General features: G+C 61.8%; 16 protein-coding genes. 14 read left to right on the top strand and 2 right to left on the bottom strand.

Annotated features, from left to right (window positions below; genetic code table 11):
* The first annotated feature begins 65 nt into the window (after positions 1-65).
* From HKD46_RS07185 to HKD46_RS07140, 10 genes are all read left to right on the top strand, one after another.
* Positions 66-1,568, top strand: a complete 1,503-nt coding sequence (locus HKD46_RS07185) for an NAD(P)H-hydrate dehydratase (RefSeq protein ID WP_171865075.1) — start codon at positions 66-68, stop codon at positions 1,566-1,568.
* A 17-nt stretch (positions 1,569-1,585) separates the two neighbouring features.
* Positions 1,586-2,059, top strand: coding sequence for a tRNA (adenosine(37)-N6)-threonylcarbamoyltransferase complex ATPase subunit type 1 TsaE (gene tsaE, locus HKD46_RS07180; protein ID WP_045523780.1), 474 nt, complete (start codon positions 1,586-1,588; stop codon positions 2,057-2,059).
* Positions 2,050-3,600, top strand: a complete 1,551-nt coding sequence (locus tag HKD46_RS07175) for an N-acetylmuramoyl-L-alanine amidase (RefSeq protein WP_171865074.1) — start codon at positions 2,050-2,052, stop codon at positions 3,598-3,600. Before tsaE ends, HKD46_RS07175 begins: the two co-directional genes overlap by 10 nt.
* A gap of 106 nt (positions 3,601-3,706) precedes the next feature.
* Positions 3,707-5,590, top strand: a complete 1,884-nt coding sequence (gene mutL, locus HKD46_RS07170) for a DNA mismatch repair endonuclease MutL (protein ID WP_119197354.1) — start codon at positions 3,707-3,709, stop codon at positions 5,588-5,590.
* Between the two features lie 92 nt (positions 5,591-5,682).
* Positions 5,683-6,600: a tRNA (adenosine(37)-N6)-dimethylallyltransferase MiaA gene (gene miaA, locus HKD46_RS07165; protein WP_119197807.1), complete on the top strand. Its 918-nt coding sequence runs from the start codon at positions 5,683-5,685 to the stop codon at positions 6,598-6,600.
* A 72-nt stretch (positions 6,601-6,672) separates the two neighbouring features.
* Entirely contained in the window at positions 6,673-6,936 is a 264-nt protein-coding gene (gene hfq, locus HKD46_RS07160) for an RNA chaperone Hfq (protein ID WP_011704864.1), read from the top strand.
* A gap of 63 nt (positions 6,937-6,999) precedes the next feature.
* Positions 7,000-8,286, top strand: a complete 1,287-nt coding sequence (gene hflX, locus HKD46_RS07155) for a ribosome rescue GTPase HflX (protein ID WP_010673194.1) — start codon at positions 7,000-7,002, stop codon at positions 8,284-8,286.
* A gap of 93 nt (positions 8,287-8,379) precedes the next feature.
* Positions 8,380-9,531: an FtsH protease activity modulator HflK gene (gene hflK / locus HKD46_RS07150; RefSeq protein WP_010673195.1), complete on the top strand. Its 1,152-nt coding sequence runs from the start codon at positions 8,380-8,382 to the stop codon at positions 9,529-9,531.
* A gap of 3 nt (positions 9,532-9,534) precedes the next feature.
* Positions 9,535-10,419, top strand: coding sequence for a protease modulator HflC (hflC, locus tag HKD46_RS07145; RefSeq protein WP_010673196.1), 885 nt, complete (start codon positions 9,535-9,537; stop codon positions 10,417-10,419).
* Positions 10,420-10,510: 91 nt separating this feature from the next.
* Entirely contained in the window at positions 10,511-10,711 is a 201-nt protein-coding gene (locus HKD46_RS07140; RefSeq protein WP_043152561.1) for a DUF2065 family protein, read from the top strand.
* Between the two features lie 76 nt (positions 10,712-10,787).
* Here HKD46_RS07140 and ispB read toward each other — a convergent pair whose 3' ends face one another.
* Positions 10,788-11,759, bottom strand: coding sequence for an octaprenyl diphosphate synthase (ispB, locus tag HKD46_RS07135; protein WP_043152564.1), 972 nt, complete (start codon positions 11,757-11,759; stop codon positions 10,788-10,790).
* 242 nt (positions 11,760-12,001) lie between these two features.
* On the opposite strand from ispB, the gene rplU reads away from it, so the two are divergent.
* From rplU to HKD46_RS07115, 4 genes are all read left to right on the top strand, one after another.
* On the top strand, positions 12,002-12,313 hold the full coding sequence (gene rplU, locus HKD46_RS07130; RefSeq protein WP_005304210.1) for a 50S ribosomal protein L21: 312 nt from the start codon (positions 12,002-12,004) through the stop codon (positions 12,311-12,313).
* Between the two features lie 17 nt (positions 12,314-12,330).
* Positions 12,331-12,588: a 50S ribosomal protein L27 gene (gene rpmA / locus HKD46_RS07125; protein WP_010673199.1), complete on the top strand. Its 258-nt coding sequence runs from the start codon at positions 12,331-12,333 to the stop codon at positions 12,586-12,588.
* Positions 12,589-12,777: 189 nt separating this feature from the next.
* Complete coding sequence (gene cgtA / locus HKD46_RS07120; protein ID WP_010673200.1) at positions 12,778-13,980, top strand: Obg family GTPase CgtA; 1,203 nt, start codon at positions 12,778-12,780, stop codon at positions 13,978-13,980.
* A 366-nt stretch (positions 13,981-14,346) separates the two neighbouring features.
* A complete protein-coding gene (locus HKD46_RS07115) occupies positions 14,347-15,717 on the top strand; it encodes a YjiH family protein (RefSeq protein WP_010673201.1) in 1,371 nt (456 codons plus the stop codon).
* Positions 15,718-15,787: 70 nt separating this feature from the next.
* On the opposite strand, the gene HKD46_RS07110 is transcribed toward HKD46_RS07115, so the two are convergent.
* The gene (locus HKD46_RS07110) at positions 15,788-18,673 is read right to left on the bottom strand and encodes an HD domain-containing phosphohydrolase (protein ID WP_043152568.1); all 2,886 of its coding nucleotides are present in this window, start codon (positions 18,671-18,673) and stop codon (positions 15,788-15,790) included.
* Between the last annotated feature and the right edge of the window lie 74 nt (positions 18,674-18,747).

Genomic DNA, 18,747 nt, shown 5'->3' with positions numbered 1-18,747 from the left:
GGCGCAGGGCGGCAATATGGCGTGCCAGTTGCCGGGTCATGGGATGATGAAACGTGGGGGCCGTCATGGTAGAGGTGTTCGGGGACGCTATCCGCAAAAATGAGTGGGAGAGTCTAGCACAACCCCTGTGGCGGGCCGAGCAGATCCGCAGCATGGAACGGCGCTGGGCCGAGCAGGAGGGGTTGCCCCTCTATGTGCTGATGGAGCGGGCCGGGAGTGCGCTGTGCAACTATGCCTGTCACCACTGGCCCGACAGCCGTCAGTGGTGGATCTTCGTCGGCCCTGGCAACAACGGTGGGGATGGCTACGTGCTGGCCCGCCTTGCCCGGCGCATCGGCCTCGAGCCTCTGGTGATTGCTGCCCGGGCTCCCGGCCTGCTGAGGGGAGATGCCAGGCGGGCTGCCGAAGAGTGGCTCGCATCGGGGGGGAGCGTGACCATGGCCGAGGATCTGCTGCCCGCCACGCTGCCGCCGCCGGATCTGGTCATAGACGCACTGCTCGGTACCGGTGTCCAGCTTCCCCTCTCCTCGTCAATGACAAAGATCGTCGCAACAATCAATGGCTTGAACGCGCCCGTGCTGGCGGTGGATCTCCCCTCCGGTCTCAATGCCGACACCGGCCGCGCCATGGGCGCACTGGTGCGCGCCACCCGCACCCTCACTTTCATCGGCATCAAGCAGGGCATGCACACCGCCGACGGGGTAGACGGAGTCGGCCACCTCGACCGGGATCCCCTGGGAGTGACGCCGGGGGAGGAACGGGTTCCCGCTGCCGAGCGGATCGATTATCCCAGCCTCAAGGGGTTGCTGACCCCGCGCAGGCGCTCGGCTCACAAGGGACACAGCGGCAAGGTACTGCTGACGGGGGGGAACCTCGGGATGCAGGGGGCCATCCTGCTGGCGGGTCAGGCCTGTCTGCGGGCGGGGGCGGGATTGGTACGCCTGCGCCAGCACCCGGATTGCCCTGCGGCCAGCCTGGTTCAACCCGAGCTGATGGGATGCCCGGCGGACATGGATGAAGGGTGGGCATCGGTGCAGGTACTGGGCCCCGGGCTCGGTCAGGATGAGTGGGGCCGGGACCGGTTCGAACAGGGCATCGGAGCCGCCGTGCCACTGGTATTGGACGCCGATGGATTGAATTGGCTGGCGCAGGCCCCCCGTCATCAGGATAATTGGGTGCTCACACCCCACCCCGGGGAGGCGGCTCGCCTGCTGGGTTGCTCCATCGCCGAGGTCGAGGGGGACAGGTTTGCGGCCGTCTCGCGGCTGCAACAGCGCTACGGTGGTGTGGTGTTGCTCAAGGGGGCGGGGTCGCTCATCTGCGACGGCAGGCGTATTTCCCTGTGCGACGAGGGCAACCCCGGCATGGCCAGTGGCGGCATGGGTGACCTCTTGTCTGGTATAATCGCCGCCCTTCTGGCTCAGGGCTGGTCTGCGGGCATGGCCACCCGACTCGGGGCCGTGATCCACGCAGAGGCCGCCGATCTGGCCGCCGCCGAGGGTGAGAGGGGCATGCTGGCATCGGATCTGCTGCCCTGGATCCGTCGTCTGGTCAATCCGACACAGTAACAAGTAACAAGAAGAACATGGCAAAAACCTTGATGATGACACTGCCGGACGAGGCAGCAACAGTGGCGCTGGGTGGCCGTCTGGCAAAGGCGTGCCAGCAGGCCACCACGGTATTTCTGCACGGTGCCCTCGGGGCCGGCAAAACCACCCTGACCCGAGGCTGGGTGCAGGGACTGGGTCATGAGGGCAAGGTCAAGAGTCCGACCTATACCCTGGTGGAGCCCTATGAGCTTGCCCAGTGGCAGGTCTATCACTTCGATCTCTATCGACTGGCCGACCCGGAAGAGCTGGAGTTCATGGGCATTCGCGACTATTTCGCCGCCGATACCCTTTGCCTGGTGGAGTGGCCAGAGAAGGGCGAGGGCTGGCTGCCAGCCCCGGATCTCGAGATCACCCTGAGTTATGCAAACGAGCAGCGCGAGGTGCAGATTGATGCCCGCACTGCTATCGGCGAAGCCATTCTGGAACGGTTGTCATCTCAGTGCGCGTGATCCTTGTCTTTGTTCTCTCCCTGATGGCATTGCCCACCTGGGCCAATCAGCTCAAGAGTGTGCGGGTGTGGCCATCACCGGACAACACCCGGGTGGTGCTCGACATGAGCAGCGCCCCCAATTTCAACTACTTCACCCTGACCGGTCCGAACCGTCTGGTCATCGACCTGAAAGGGGCGAGCAACGCCACCAACCTGGCCCGCATCGAGAACAAGAGCGAGCTGGTGCGCAAGATCCGCGAGAGCACGCCCCTTGAACAAGGCAGCCTGCGCCTGGTGCTGGATCTCGGCTCTGCCATCAAGCCAGTGGTCTTCCCGCTGGCGCCGGCCGGTCCCTATGGCCACCGGCTGGTGATCGATCTGCCCTACGAAGAGAAGGGCAGCGCGGCGGCACAACCCGCGCCCGTCGGGGGACAGGGCAAGGCCATCGTCATCGCCATCGATCCTGGTCACGGCGGGGAAGACCCGGGCTCCATCGGCCCGCGCCGCACCTACGAGAAGCGGGTGACCCTGTCGGTGTCGCAGAAGCTGGCGGCCCTCATCGATCGCGAGCCCGGCATGCGTGCCGTGCTGACCCGGCGCGGCGACTACTTCGTCGACCTGAACAAGCGCTCCGAGATCGCCCGCAAGGCCAAGGCGGATCTGCTGGTGTCGGTGCACGCCGACAGCTTCCACAACTCGACCCCGCGCGGCGCGTCCGTCTGGGTGCTGTCGACCAACCGTGCCAACCGCGAGATGGGCAGCTGGCTCGAGAAGCAGGAGAAGCAGGGTGAGCTGCTCGGCGGCGTCGGCAAGGTATTGGCCGAATCCGATCCCAACCCCTATCTGGCACAGACCTTCCTGGATCTCTCCATGGACAAGTCCAGGGCCGAAGGCTATGACGTCAGCCGTCAGATCCTGCGCTCGCTCGGCCGGGTGGCCAGATTGCACAAGAAGGCGCCGGAACATGCGAGTCTGGCGGTGCTGAAGGCGCCGGACATCCCCTCTGTACTGGTGGAGACGGGCTTTATCTCGAACCACGCCGAGGAGAAGCTGCTGGCCACCGCCAGCTATCAGGATCAGTTGGCCCGGGCCATCTTCGAGGGGATCCGCAACTATTACCGCAGCCACCCGACCAAGGGGCCCATGCTCACCGGCAAGGGGCAGGTTGCCGCCCCACCGCGTCAGGCGCCTGCCAGCAAGCCGGTCGCTGTCAGCAAGCCGGCTGCCCAGCCAACGCAGCAGGTCGTGACCAACCGGATGCCGGCGAGCGAGCCCTATCGCGTCGGTGAGGGCGGCGCCCCGGTCAGCAGTGTCGGCAGCGCCTCCGGTGCCGGCGTGATCAAACCTTACAAGGTCGCAGCCCAGGAGCCGAGTGCGCCGGTAGCCAGCGTGCAGAGCAACGACAAGTCCAACATGATCCGCCACGTGGTCACCCGTGGCCAGAGTCTCTCCCGGCTCGCCGAAAAACATGGGGTGAGTCAGGCGCGACTGGTGGAGATCAACAAGCTCAAGTCACGGGACATCCAGATAGGGCAGGTGCTCTATATTCCGCGAAAATAGCGCGGGCTGAAGAACGCAGCCCTTCTCTGCCGATGGCAGGGAGGGGCGGTGAGCGTTGATGGCGCCAGGTCCACCTCTTCCCCTTTTTCATCTGCAGGAGCAAGCGATGCCAATCCGTATATTGCCGCCGATTCTGGCCAACCAGATTGCTGCCGGTGAGGTGGTGGAGCGGCCCTCCTCCGTGGTCAAGGAGCTGGTGGAAAACAGCCTGGATGCGGGGGCTGACCGGGTCGAGATCGACATCGACAAGGGAGGCGCCAAGCTTATCCGCATTCGTGACAACGGCTGCGGTGTCGCCAGGGATGAGCTGGTGCTGGCGCTGTCGCGCCACGCCACCTCCAAGGTGGCGACCCTGGACGATCTGGAAGGGATCAACAGCCTGGGCTTTCGCGGGGAGGCGCTCGCCTCCATCAGCTCCGTCTCCCGCCTCACCTTCACCTCCCGTACGGCAGAGCAGAGCGAGGCCTGGCAGGCCCAGGCGGAAGGGCGTGAGATGAGCGTCACCGTCAAGCCGGCGGCCCACCCGGTGGGCACCACGGTGGAGGTGGTGGATCTCTTCTTCAACACCCCGGCGCGGCGCAAGTTCATGCGCAGCGAAAAGACCGAATTTGCCCACATCGACGAACTGGTGCGCCGCATCGCGCTCTCCCGCTTCGACGCCACCCTGATCCTGCGTCACAACGGCAAAGTGGTGCGCCAGTACAAGGCGGCCAACACGGTGGCGGAGCAGGAGCGCCGCCTTGCCGCCGTCTGCGGCTCCCCCTTCATGCACCATGCCCTGGCGGTATCGAGCGAACACAGCGACGTGCGGTTGTGGGGCTGGCTGGCCACTCCGGCAGGGGCCAGGCCGCAGAACGACCTGCAATACACTTATGTCAATGGCCGCATGATGCGGGACAAGCTCATCAATCACGCCATCCGCCAGGCCTATGACGAGCTGCTGCCCGCCGATCGCTTCGCGGCCTATGTGCTTTATATCGAGCTGGATCCCCGCCAGGTGGACGTCAACGTCCATCCGGCCAAGCACGAAGTGCGTTTCCATCAGGCGCGTCTCATCCACGATTTTATCTTCCAGGCGCTGTTTACCGCCCTGCGCCAGGACGGAGCAGGGAGCGCCACCGATGAACCCCTGGCCGAGACCCAGGTCGAGCTGCCGGGCAGCCCGGAGATCACCTATCCGGGTCAGGCGCCGCGCACCGAGTGGTACGGTGCCGAACACGGCTATCGGGCTCCTGCCCCTGCACGAGATGGCGACGGCGTGCGGGAAGGCGGTGGTGGCAGGGGAGGACACTACCAGCCTCCCGAACCCCCGAGCCGGGCCGCGATGCGAGGCATGGGCGCCTTGCTCACCACCCTGCCCGAGGTGGCGACGCCGGCATCCCGGCCCGGAGCCGAGAGCGGTGCCGTCGAGACGCCAGCCCGAACGGGGGAGTGGCGCGCCCTGAGCCTGGTCGAGCAGGCCTATCTGCTGATGGAGCGTCAGGGGCAGCTGGCGCTGCTCTCCCTGGTGCGCGCCGAGCGTCTGTTGTTGCGCCACTGGCTGCTGGATGCCTGGGGCCAGGGGCTGGCGGCCCAGCCTCTATTGCTGCCGGTCTCCTTCAAGTTGCCGAAAAACCTGGTAGCCCTGGTGGAGGAGCGGGAACGTCTGCTCAAACGCATGGGGCTGGAGTTGAAAAGCGGGGGGCGCGACACCATGATCCTGACTCGGGTGCCCGCCCTGCTGCGCCAGACCGATCTGGCCCGCCTCTTACCCGAATTGTTGCAACTGGTCGAGAGCGGATCTGACAGTGATGCCGACGCGCAGGCTGGGGTACTATGCCAGTGGTTGGTGGAACAAGGCATAAGTGACGAAAAAATATACGATTTTGCCACTGCCACCCGGTTGTTGACGGAACTTGTTGCCGATTTCAGTGACCAACTGGCAGACGTTCGCATGGTGCGCCCGTTGTCGCTGGCGAACGTGCTGGCCGAGTTTGCCGATGGCAACTGACGGCGTCTCGTCGTCTGTTGCATCCATATGACCAGTTTTATGCCGGCTCGCCCGTGAAGGGGCGGCCGAAGGGAGTGTTTAACGTGGCTGACTTGCCGACTGCAATTTTTCTGATGGGGCCGACGGCCTCCGGCAAGACGGATCTCGCCATTGAACTGTGCCAGGCCCTGCCCTGCGACATCATCAGCGTGGACTCCGCGCTCATCTATCGCGGCATGGACATAGGCACCGCCAAGCCGACGCCAGCCGAGCTGGCGCAGGCCCCGCATCGGCTGATCGACATCCTGGATCCCGCCATGAGCTATTCGGCGGCGGATTTTTGCAAGGATGCCCTGCGGGAGATGAAAGAGATCGCCGACCGTGGCCGCATTCCGCTGCTGGTGGGCGGCACCATGCTCTATTTCAAGGCGCTGCTGGAGGGGCTTTCTCCGCTGCCTTCCGCCGATCCCACCATTCGGGCCGGCATCGAGGAAGATGCTGCCCGCCTCGGCTGGCAGGCGCTGCACGACGAACTGGTGCGCATCGACCCGGTGGCCGGTGCACGCATCCACCCCAACGATCCCCAGCGCCTGTGCCGGGCGCTCGAGGTTTACCGCATCAGCGGCAAGACCCTCACCGAGCTGACCCAGGTACAGGGAGAGGGGCTGCCCTACCGGGCGCTGCAGTTTGCCATCGCGCCGAGGGATCGGGCCGTGCTGCACCAGCGCATCGAACAGCGGTTTGACAAGATGCTGGGCAGCGGCTTCGAGCAGGAGGTCAGGGCGCTTTACGAGCGGGGGGATCTTACCCCGGATCTTCCCTCCATTCGCTGCGTGGGATACCGCCAAATGTGGGACTACCTGGCGGGGGAAGTCGAGTATGATGAGATGCGTTATCGCGGTATTGTTGCCACCCGCCAGTTGGCCAAGCGTCAGATGACCTGGTTGCGCGGTTGGCCTGATGTGACCTGGTTGGAATCTGGTGAGTCTGGCAATCTGGCCAGGGTCGTCGCCCAAGCTGGTCCGGCTTGACACTCCTGTATAATCAGGTTGTTATATTGAATATCCGGTGTTTAAAAACAACAAACTATAAGGAAAAGAAAGATGGCTAAGGGGCAATCTCTCCAAGACCCGTTTTTGAATGCGCTGCGCCGTGAGCGTATTCCTGTTTCTATCTATTTGGTGAACGGTATCAAACTGCAGGGTCAGATCGAATCGTTTGACCAGTTTGTCATTCTGCTGAAGAACACCGTGAGCCAGATGGTCTACAAGCACGCCATTTCCACCGTGGTGCCGGCCCGTGCCGTCAACCATCACCAGCACGCCCCGGGCGCCGCCGGTGAAGAGCAGGGTGAAGCCGAGGCGTGATATCCTGCGGCGAGTTCACTCGCCAACTCAGATCCATCATGATACCTGTCAAGGAGCAAGCGCTTGTTTGACCGTTACGAAGCTGGTGAACAGGCCGTTCTGGTACATGTCAACTTCAGCGATGAGGGCGAGCGGGAGGATCTGGACGAGCTCAAGATGCTGGTGAGCTCGGCCGGGGTCAATGCACTGGGGGTGATCACCACCAGTCGCAGCGCACCCAGCGCCAAATTTTTTGTCGGCAGCGGCAAGGCGGAAGAGATCGCGTCCCAGGTCCAGATGCTGGACGCCGACGTGGTCATCTTCAACCATGCCCTGACCCCCGCCCAGGAGCGCAACCTGGAGCGTCTGTTCCAGTGCCGGGTCGTGGACAGAACAGGCCTTATCCTCGATATCTTCGCCCAGCGCGCCCGCACTCACGAAGGCAAGTTGCAGGTCGAACTGGCCCAGTTGCGCCATCTTTCCACTCGTCTGGTGCGAGGCTGGACCCACCTTGAGCGACAAAAGGGGGGGATCGGTCTGCGCGGCCCGGGTGAAACCCAGCTTGAAACCGACCGACGCCTGCTGCGTGAGCGCATCAAGGCCATTTTGCGCCGCCTCGACAAGGTGGCCAAGCAGCGGGAGCAGGGGCGCCGTGCCCGCAACCGCAACGAAGTGCCGACCGTTTCTCTGGTGGGGTATACCAACGCCGGAAAATCCACTTTGTTCAACCAACTTACAGATGCCAGCGTGTATGCTGCCGACCAATTGTTCGCAACCCTGGACCCCACCCTGCGCAAATTGGTGATCCAGGATGTGGGTGATGTGATCCTGGCGGATACAGTTGGATTTATTCGACACTTGCCCCATGATCTGGTCGCGGCCTTCAAGGCGACCCTGCAGGAGACTCGCGAAGCGGACCTGCTGCTGCACGTGGTGGACTGTGCCGATGAACAGATGCAGGAGAATATCGAGTCGGTCCAGCGTGTGCTGGCCGAGATCGAGGCGGATGACCGTCCCCAACTGATGATCTGCAACAAGATCGACAAGCTGGGGGATCGTCCGGCTGGTCTTGAACGGGATGAGGCTGGACGACCGGTGCGAGTCTGGTTGTCGGCCCAGACTGGCGAGGGCAGTGAATACCTGTTCCAGGCACTGACCGAACTGCTGGCCGGCTCCATGGTGCATCACACCCTGCAACTGCCCCCTTCCGCCGCCAGACTGCGCAGTGCGCTCTATCGGCTGAAAGGTATCGAGCAGGAAGGTTTCAGCGAGGAGGGGGACTTTGTGCTGGAAGTTCGCCTGCAACTGGCTGACTGGAACCGCCTCATGAAACAAGAAGGTGAGAGTTTACAACGCTTTATCAGGCATTGATGGGTCGATGAACATAACTGGTTTGCTGACTTCATCGCCCCTCTGTGGCCCGATAGAGATGATATCCATCCGCATGTATTAATGGAGACGCTGATGGCTTGGAATGAGCCTGGTAACAATGGCAAAGACCGTGACCCCTGGGGGAACAACGGCAAGAATCAGGGCCCCCCTGATCTGGACGAGATGCTTCGCAAGGTGAGCCGTCGTTTTGGCGGTCTGCTCGGTGGTGGCAAATCCGGTGGTGGTGACGTCGGCAAGTTCGGCCTCTCCATCGCGCTGGTGGTGGCCGTGGTGGTGTGGGTCGTCAGCGGCTTCTACACCATTCGCGAAGCCGAGCGGGGCGTGGTGCTGCGTTTTGGCGAATATTCCCACAACGTGGACCCGGGTCTGCGCTGGAAACCGACCTTCATCGACCGGGTGATCCCGGTGGACGTAGAGTCTGTCCGTTCCCTGCCGGCGTCCGGTTTCATGCTGACCCAGGATGAAAACGTGGTGCGGGTCGAGATGGACGTGCAGTATCGCGTGGTCGATCCCGAGCAGTACCTGTTCAGCGTGACCAACGCCGACGAGAGCCTGAGCCAGGCCACCGACAGCGCCCTGCGCTACGTGGTGGGTCACACCCGGATGGATGATGTGCTGACCACGGGTCGTGAGAAGGTGCGTCAGGAAACCTGGCAGGTGATCGACAGCATCATCGAGCCCTATCAGATGGGTCTGCAGATCGTGGACGTCAACTTCCTGCCGGCGCGTCCGCCGGAAGAGGTGAAGGATGCGTTTGATGACGCCATCTCCGCCCAGGAAGATGAGCAGCGTTTCATCCGTGAAGCGGAAGCCTATGCCCGTGAAGTGGAGCCCAAGGCTCGTGGCCAGGTCAAACGTCTGGAGCAGGAGGCCGAAGCCTACAAGTCCCAGATCGTGTTGAAGGCCAAGGGTGAAGTCGCTCGCTTCAACGAGCTGCTGCCCCAGTATCAGGCCGCGCCCGAGCTGACCCGTGATCGTATCTACCTGGAAACCATGGAAGAGCTCTATCAGCAGGCCAATAAGGTGGTGGTCGACATGCCGGCTGGCAACAACAGCATGATCTACCTGCCGCTCGACAAGCTCTCTGGCAAGGCGAATGCCGTGCAACCGGCACGTCCTGCGGGCACCCCGGCAGTCGAGGCGGCCCAGCCGTCCAACGAAGGGGCCAACTCCACTCCGACCCCGCTGCGTGGCGGTGATCGTTTCAGCACAGGGAGAAACTGATAGATGAAAAAGCTAGCTATTGGTGTCATCGCTGTGGCGGCCATGGTGTGCTTCTCTTCCATCTTCATCGTCGATGAAGGACAGAAGGGGATCGTGGTGCAGTTTGGCAAGGTGAAACGGGTCGACTCTGGTGAACCGCGCCTGTACGAGCCGGGTCTGCACTTCAAGGTGCCGCTCATCGACCAGGTACGCAAGATGGATGCCCGCATCCAGACTCTGGAAGGCCAGGCGGATCGCTTCGTTACGTCCGAGAAGAAGGACCTCATCATCGACTCCTACGTGAAGTGGAAGATCGAGGACTTCTCCAAGTACTACCTGGCGACCGGTGGTGGCAACAAGATCCAGGCTGAAGACCTGCTCAAGCGCAAGATCAACAACGGCCTGCGTTCCGAGATCGGTAACCGCACCATCAAGGACATCGTCTCCGGCGAGCGCAGTACCGTGATGGAAGATGCCCTGATGAAGATGGCGCGCTCCTCCGAGCTCGGCATCAAGGTGGTGGATGTGCGCATCAAGCAGATCAACCTGCCGGTGGAAGTTTCCAGCTCCATCTATCAGCGGATGCGTGCCGAGCGGACCGCGGTTGCCCGTGAACACCGTTCACAGGGCCGCGAGCAGGCCGAGATCCTGCGTGCCGACATCGACCGCAAGGTGACCGTGATGATCGCCGATGCCGAGAGTAATGCCCGTCAACTGCGTGGTGAAGGGGATGCCGAAGCCGCCAGGATCTATGCCGACAGCTACAAGAAGGACCCGGAGTTCTTCAGTTTCGTGCGCAGCATGGAGGCCTATCGCAAGAGCTTCGCCGGTGGCAACGACCTCATGGTCCTGAAACCGGACAGCGAGTTCTTCCGCTACCTCAAGTCGCCGCACGGCAACAAGCAGTAAACATGTGTTGATATGACCCAAGGGCCTGATGATTCAGGCCCTTTTGTTTGCCGGCCACAGACCGGCAGGGGAACAGGGACAAGGAGAGGTGATGCTGACATCCATGTTGATGGGGCTGGGGTTGCTGCTGCTCTTTGAAGGATTGGGGCCCTTGCTTGCTCCCAGGGCATGGCAGCAGATGCTGCGCCTGCTCGGGGAGTTGCCGCCGGAACAGCTGCGCCGCATCGGCGGCTGTCTGGTGGTGGCCGGTGGTGTCATCTTGTGGGCGTTGGCCCGTTATAACCTGTGTTGATACGACAGTGGCACGGCGAATTCAGACAATAAAAAAGAGGCCAGAGGGCCTCTTTTTTATTGTCCGCCGGCTGGCATCAGGCGCTGCGCTGCACCGCCATGTGGGCCAGGGTCTCCAGCGCTTGCTTGTGCCGGGAGTCCGGCAGGATGGCGAGGGCGTCGATGGCCTTGTCAGCCTCTTCCCGAGCTCGCTGGCGGGAGTATTCGAGAGCTCCGGTGCGATCCAGGATGCCCAGAATACGCTCCAGGTGATCCATCCCGTTGCGGTGCTCGATGGCATCGCGCACCAGTTGACGCTCTTCCGGGGTACCCACTTCCATGGCACGCAACAGTGGCAGGGTCGGCTTGCCTTCGGCCAGATCGTCACCCACGTTCTTGCCCATCTCCTCGCTCTGGGAGCAGTAGTCCATCACGTCGTCGATGATCTGGAACGCGGTACCCAGGTACTTGCCGTAGTCGGTCATGGCCTGCTCGACGGGCTCGGGCTGATGGGTCAGCACGGCGGCGAGTCGGGTCGCGGCTTCAAACAGCTTGGCGGTCTTGCAGTAGATGACCGTCATGTAGCTCTCTTCCGTGGTATCCGGATCGTTGCAGTTCATCAGCTGCAGCACTTCTCCTTCGGCGATGGTATTGGTGGCATCGGAGAGGATCTCCATCACCTTCAGGTTGGAGAGTTCGCTCATCATCTGGAAGGAGCGGCTGTAGAGGTAGTCACCCACCAGGACGCTGGCGGCGTTGCCAAACAGGGCGTTGGCGGTTTCCCGGCCGCGGCGCAGGTCGGATTCGTCGACCACGTCGTCGTGCAGCAGGGTGGAGGTGTGAATGAATTCGATGATGGCGGCCAGTTTCAGGTGATCTTCACCCTCATAGCCCAGTGCGCGTGCGGCCATCACGGTCAGCATGGGGCGCATCCGTTTTCCGCCTGCACTGACAATATAGAAACCCAGCTGGTTGATCAGGCTGACATCGGACTGGAGTCTCGCCAGGATCAGTTCATTGACCGCCGTCATGTCGGCGGCACAGAGCGCACGGATAGTCTGTTGGTCCATAAGTCTCGTAACGTGACGGCAGCATTTACTGCGTTTTTAGCAATGGCGGGGATTCTACACGATTTCACAATGGGTTACAGTTAGGCGTTTATTCACGGGGGCAGATATGCGCACAAAATAAACTTTTTGCTAAATTGGCCTTGCCTCGGCAAATCGTTCTGCGTAGAATGCCCGCCCATTGTTATAGGTTTTTGTGCGTGTCTGGCCTTGAGCAAAAGACACGCCTTTACGGAGTTAATCAAATGTACGCGGTATTCCAAAGCGGCGGAAAACAACACCGTGTGGCCGAAGGTCAAATCGTTCGTCTGGAAAAGCTGAACGTTGAGACTGGCGCTACCATCGACTTCAACGAAGTGCTGATGGTTGCTGCAGGCGACACTTTCAAAGTAGGTGCTCCTTTCGTTGAAGGTGGCAAGGTTGTGGCTGAAGTTGTGGCTCACGGCCGTGGCGAGAAAGTGACTATCGTCAAGTTCCGTCGTCGTAAGCACCACCGTAAGCAAGCGGGCCACCGTCAGTGGTTCACTGAAGTCAAAATCACTGGCATCAGCGCTTAATTAGAGGAGTCCGATAGATGGCACACAAAAAAGCTGGCGGTTCATCCCGCAACGGTCGCGATTCTGAAGCTAAACGCCTGGGCGTGAAGCGTTTCGGCGGCGAAACAGTTCTGGCTGGCAGCATCATCGTTCGTCAGCGCGGCACCAAGTTCCACGCTGGTGAGAACGTTGGTCTGGGCAAGGACCACACTCTGTTCGCTACCGCGAACGGTAAAGTGCAGTTCGAAGTTAAAGGTCCGCAGAATCGTAAGTACGTCAGCATCGTTGCTGAGTAATTACGGACCGCAAGGATCCGAAGCCCCGCCAACCTGGCGGGGCTTTTGTTTTTCTGATGAGTTTGACGAAAAAACGGCACGCGGATGAGCCGGCGCTGACAGCCCTCATCGGCCAGATGCGCCTCGCCCGAAGGGGCCCGTATCACTATAATTGCGTATCGGTTTTTCGAATTAAGGTGACGGTTACCTATGAAGTTTGTTGATGAAGTCCAGATTCGAGTCGATGCCGGTGACGGTGGTAACGGTTGTGTGAGCTTCCGCCGCGAGAAGTACATCCCGAACGGCGGCCCGGACGGCGGTGACGGCGGTGATGGTGGCGACGTGTATCTGGTGGCCGATGAAAACCTGAACACCCTGATCGACTACCGTTTCGAGCGCTTCCACGCCGCCGAGCGTGGCGAGAACGGCCAGAGTGCCAACTGTACCGGTCGTCGCGGCAAGGACAAGATCCTGCGAGTACCGGTCGGCACCCGCGCCACCGATGAAGACACCGGCGAACTGCTGGGGGATTTGACCAGTCACGATCAGAAGCTGCTGGTTGCCAAGGGCGGCTTCCACGGCCTTGGCAACACCCGCTTCAAGAGCTCGGTCAACCGGGCGCCGCGCCAGAAGAGCAACGGCACCCCGGGTGAAGTGCGTACCCTGAGGCTGGAGCTGCTGCTGCTGGCAGATGTCGGCATGCTGGGTCTGCCCAACGCAGGCAAGTCCACCTTCATTCGCGCCGTTTCTGCGGCCCGTCCGAAAGTGGCAGACTACCCCTTCACCACCCTGGTACCGAATCTGGGTGTGGTACGCGGTGAAAACTCCCGCTCCTTCGTCATTGCCGACATTCCCGGCCTCATCGAAGGGGCTGCCGAGGGAGCAGGCCTGGGTATCCGCTTCCTCAAGCACCTGGAGCGTTGCCGCGTCCTGATCCACCTGGTGGACATCTGCCCGGTGGATGGCTCCGATCCTGCCGAGAATGCCGTGACCATCGTCCGGGAGCTGGAAAAATACAGCCCCGAGCTGGCGGGCAAGCCGCGCTGGCTGGTGTTCAACAAGATGGACCTGATCCTGGAAGAAGAGGCTCAGGAAGTGATGGACAGAGTCAAGGCAGCCCTCAACCACGAAGGTCCGGTCTACGCCATCACCGCCATCAGCAAGGAAGGCACCAAGAAGGTGTGCTACGACATCCTGGATCTGCTGGACACCATGCCCCGTCAGCTGGCGGAAGATGCCAGAGACGCCATCGAGAAGGTGGAGTTCAAGTGGGACGACTATCACAAGAACCAGCTGGCCAAGGCGGAAGCCGATGCCCTGGCGGCGTCCAAGGCCTTCGATGATGGCTTGGACGATGACGACTGGGACGATGAGGACGACGACGGCGTCGAAGTCATTTACGTTCGCGATTGAGCATCATGTTCGTGACAAGACCGGAGCCAGACAGGCTCCGGTTTTTTTATGGGAGGATCGACGGGGTCACCCTATAGATATATTTTTCATGTCTCTTATTGCCTGACAGTGGCTGCGGATTATACTGCGCACCTGAATGTAACCTGTATGAAACATTATGCTAACCATTCAAATTGAATCGATATGCATGACTGTTTTGGTTTGTTCTTATGGATGGTTCGCCTGATAAAATATTTATGCTTGAAATGATCAATTAACGGCTTGTTTGTGCAGTTTTTTGGGTTATTCTTGCGCCCGTTTTCCGGGCGAGGGCATGAGTATGCAGGCGGCCCGGCTGAAGGAAAAGTCACATTTAAGGCTGTTTATATGTTGGAAAAGACCCTGGAAGCACCGGCAATCCGTACTCGCCGCAACGTGCTGATGTTTTTGATCCCGTCACTGATCGGGATCCTGCTGTTCATGACCCCGGTCATCTATGACGGCAATGTCACCATTCCCGTCGCCGTGTTGGCGAAGCTGGTTCAAACGGTGTTTGCCGATCATCTGGTGGCCATGGTCAGCGCCATCATCACCACCACCATGCTGATGACCCTGATCGCCTGGCTGTTCAAACCGGCGATCCTGGTAAAACGCCCCTTCCTCAACAGCCTGTTCAACGTCTCCCCCTTCTGGGCGTGCGTGCGGGTGCTGGGCGGGGTCTTTGTGCTGTTGACCTTCTTTGAAGCCGGTCCCGAGGTGCTGCGCTCAGGGGCGACCGGCGGCCTGGTGCTGCACGATCTGCTGCCGGTACTGTTCTCCGTCTTCATCTTTGCGGGCCTGCTGCTGCCCTTGCTGCTGGATTTTGGTCTGCTGGAGTTTGTCGGTACCATGATGACCCGCATCATGCGTCCGGTGTTCCGTCTGCCGGGTCGTTCTGCGGTGGACTGCTTCGCCTCCTGGCTCGGTGATGGCAGCGTCGGGATCCTGCTGACCAGCAAGCAGTATGAAGGCAAGTTCTACACCCAGCGGGAAGCGGCCGTCATCGGTACCACCTTCTCCGCCGTCTCCATCACCTTCTGTCTGGTGGTGATCTCCCAGGTGAAGCTGGAGCACATGTTCGTCCCCTTCTACCTGACCGTCTGCCTGGCCGGTGTGGTGGCCGCCATCGTGGTACCGCGCCTGCCGCCGCTCTCCTGGAAGAAGGATGTCTACAGCGACGGTACTCCCCTGTGCCGCAAGCAGGAGGCCATCCCCCATCAGCACAGCGTGCTGAGCTACGGCTATCATCGTGCCCTGACCAAGGCCGACAGCATGACGGATCTCGGCGCCGTGGCGCGTGAAGGGGTGAAAAACGCCCTGGACATGGTATTTGGCGTGCTGCCGGTGGTGATGGCCGTCGGGACCTGTGCCCTGATGCTGGCGGAGCACACCCCGGTGTTCAACTGGCTGGGGGCGCCCTTCGTGCCTTTGCTCGAGTTGCTGCAACTGCCGGAGGCGGAAGCTGCTTCCAAGACCATCATGGTGGGCTTCGCCGACATGTTCATCCCGGCGGTGCTGGCCTCCACTATCGAGAGCGACATCACCCGCTTTGTGATCGCCGCCATGTCGGTCACCCAGCTCATCTACATGTCGGAAGTGGGCGCTCTGTTGCTGGGCAGCAAGATCCCGGTCAAGTTGTGGGAGCTGTTCGTCATCTTCCTGCTGCGCACCCTGGTCACCCTGCCGGTGATTGCCGGTGTGGCGCACCTGCTGTTCTAAGGGGCGAAGTGGAACGAAAAACGGTCAACCTGGGTTGACCGTTTTTTTATGGGCGAGTGTCAGCGGAAGGTCAGTGTGATCCTGCCAGCAGGGCCTGGCATTCGACCTCGTCCAGCTGCGCGGGGGCGAGGAAGCGTCTGGCGTAGTCCCGCCAGATGCCGCTCTCGATGAAGAGGGCAAACAGGGCCGGGTCTATGTGCTGTTCCTGCACCATCTTCACCATGATGGCCAGGGACTGGGAGACCGTTTTGCCAGACTTGTAGGGGCGATCGCTCGCCGTCAGCGCCTCGAAGATGTCTGCAATGGCCATGATGCGGGCTGGAATGCTCATCTGCCCCCCTTGCAACTGGCGCGGATAGCCCGTGCCGTCCATCCGCTCGTGATGGCCCCCCGCAATCTCCGGCACCTTGCGCAAATGGCGGGGGAAGGGGAGCTTCTCCAGCATGCGTATGGTCTGGATGATGTGATCGTTGATCTTGTAGCGCTCCTCTTCGGTGAGGGTGCCACGGCCGATGGCGAGATTGTAGCGCTCCCCCCGGTTGTAGAGGTGGGTGGGCACCCGCACCTTGAAGCCCCATGGGTTGTGTCGGGCGAGATTGTCGTGCTCGGGGCGAGGGACGAGATGCACCGCCTTGTCGGCGAGCAGCGACTCTCGGCAGGGGAGGGGAGAGGGTGTCTCCTGGTGGCGCTTGCGCTCCTCCTGACTGATGCCGAGCCGATCGTCCAGAGTGCGCAACCAGGTGCGGCTGGCAATGGTATCCAGCCTGGCGAGCTTCTCCGGCGCCATCCACTCGCCCCCCAGATTGCACTCGGCCACGAAGGCGAACTCCTGATCCAGGGTGTGCCAGAGGGGGGTTACAGCCTCGAGGGCGGCCTGCTGCCCGGATGGAGGCAGCAGGGCGCAGAGCGCCTCGATGTGAGCATCCCGCTTGAGCACCTCGAAGCGGGTGCGGATCTCGTGGATCCTGTCGTAAATGGTCTCGAGTTTGGTCGCCTTGTCCACCACGAACTCCGGGGTGGTGACCTTGCCGCAATCGTGCAGCCAGCTCGCGATATGGATGGCCTCCCACTCCTCTTCGTTGAGCCGGAAATCGGCAAAGGGCCCCGTCTGCTGTGAGCAGGCAGCCTGGGTCAGCATCCTGGCCAGTTCCGGCACCCGCTGGCAGTGGCCGCCGGTGTAGGGGCTCTTGGCATCGATGGCACCGGCGATGAGCTCGATGAAGGCTTCCAGTAGTTGCTTCTGCTCCTCCAGCAGGCGCTGGTTTTCGATGGCGGAGGAGGAGGTGCCCGCCAGTGCCTCGATGAGGCTGATGCGCGAGGCCAGTTCGCGGGCCGAGCAGTCTGGCAGGATCAGCAGCAGGCAGCCGATCAGCTCCTGACGGTGGTTGTGAAGGGGCTCGACCAGCAGTTGGCAGGCACCGGGGAAGGGGCCCCAGTCGGTGAGGTAGCGGGCCCACTGTGCCTCGTCGAGGGGCAGGCAGAGGCGCTCCGTGTGGTAGAGACCGCCGAGCAGCGCCGCCTGCCACTGTACCTGTTCGCACGCCAGCGGCTGCCCCTGCCAGATGGCGTGAACGGCCTGCATCTCGCTCTCCTGGGCCAGGAAGAGGCAGCCGCCCTCGGCCTGGGCAGCCGCCACCGTCTCGTGCAGGATGCGGCTGAGCAATGAATCGAAGCGATGCTCTGCCGCCAGCGCCCGGCCCATGTTCATGAAATTGCCGAGGGTCAGGCGCATGCTGGACATGGCGCGGGCGAGGTCGTCAATTTCGCGGATCGCCGAATCCGGCCCCGGGCTTTCGCCAAAGTCGAAGTGCTGGATCCGCTCAGCCTCCCCGGTCAATACCAGCAAGGGGGCGGCAGTGCGCCGGGCTGCCAGCCAGATGACGGGCAGCAGGAGCAGCAGACCGGCAAGGGCCCAGGCGAGATTGTGCAGCGCATCCTGGCGCGCCGGGGCGGTGAGTACCTCGGTGGGCACCAGGAGGGCGAGATAAAACGGGGACTCTTCCCCGAGGGAGGAGAGATTGACCAGCCACTCCTGACCCTGAACCGTTGCCAGGGTCAGCTCGGCGGGGTGATGCAGCAGGGCAGGCCGCGCGGCCATCTCCTGTTGCAGCTTGGTGAGAATGGGGTGATTGAGGGCCGACAGCATGGGCAGGCGGCTCAGTTGCTCGAAGCTTGGAAGGCGCTCGGGATCCGTGGCCAGCAGGGTCCCGACCTCGTCAAACAGCACCAGCTGGCTGTGACCGGGCAGGGGCAACTCGCCGATGAGGGAAGAGAGTCCCTCCACGCCCGCATCGAGCCCGATCACCGCCCGGCGATCGTCGCTCTCCACCGCCAGTGTCATGCCTGGCTCCCGGGTAGTGAAGAAGAGGTAGGGGTGGGTCACTATGATGCCCGTGCTCCAGCGCGCCTCCTTGTACCAGCCCCGATCTCGCGGATCGAAACGGTAATCCGGCATGGGGCGCCGCTCCAGCAGCCGCAGCCGCTGGTCGAAATAGAGGAACTCTCCCTGTCCCTGATGCAGGCTCTGGACCAGCAGGCGGCTCTCGGGCGGAGGCGCCTCCAGCGCCCCTCTCGCCCGTTCGGTCAGCTTGCGCACCAGAAAGAAATCGCCGTCCTCGTAACCGGCATAGATGGCACCGTAACTGGTGCTGTTGGCCAGCACTTCCGCCAGCTGGGGCAGGAAGGCTAGCCGCGTCTCCAGCCCTGTCATGGCGGACAGCTGGCCGCTGCGCAGCAGATTCAGGGACATGCGGGCCGGTCGCTGGTTCAGCTTGATGGCGAGGGCAAGCTGCTCCCGGTATTGCTGGAAGCTCTGACGTTCGTGCTCCAGCCCCTGCTGCATGCCCTGCTGGAACTGCAGCACGATGAGGGCGCCCCCCAGCAAGGAGAAGAGCAGGATGAAAAGGGTGGCAATGTGTACGTAAAAGGGTCTGCGACTGAGACTTGCGTTTGTCATGGACGGATCCTTGTCCCCTGGCGATCGCCGTATTGGTCACCTAACAGTGTGCTTGCTGGATGACAAAAAGCCTA

Source organism: Aeromonas sp. TW 6, from assembly GCF_013168745.1.
Lineage (GTDB): Bacteria > Pseudomonadota > Gammaproteobacteria > Enterobacterales > Aeromonadaceae > Aeromonas > Aeromonas caviae.
Note: the sequence above shows the minus strand (reverse complement) of the source record. Positions and strands in the feature narration are given on the sequence as shown.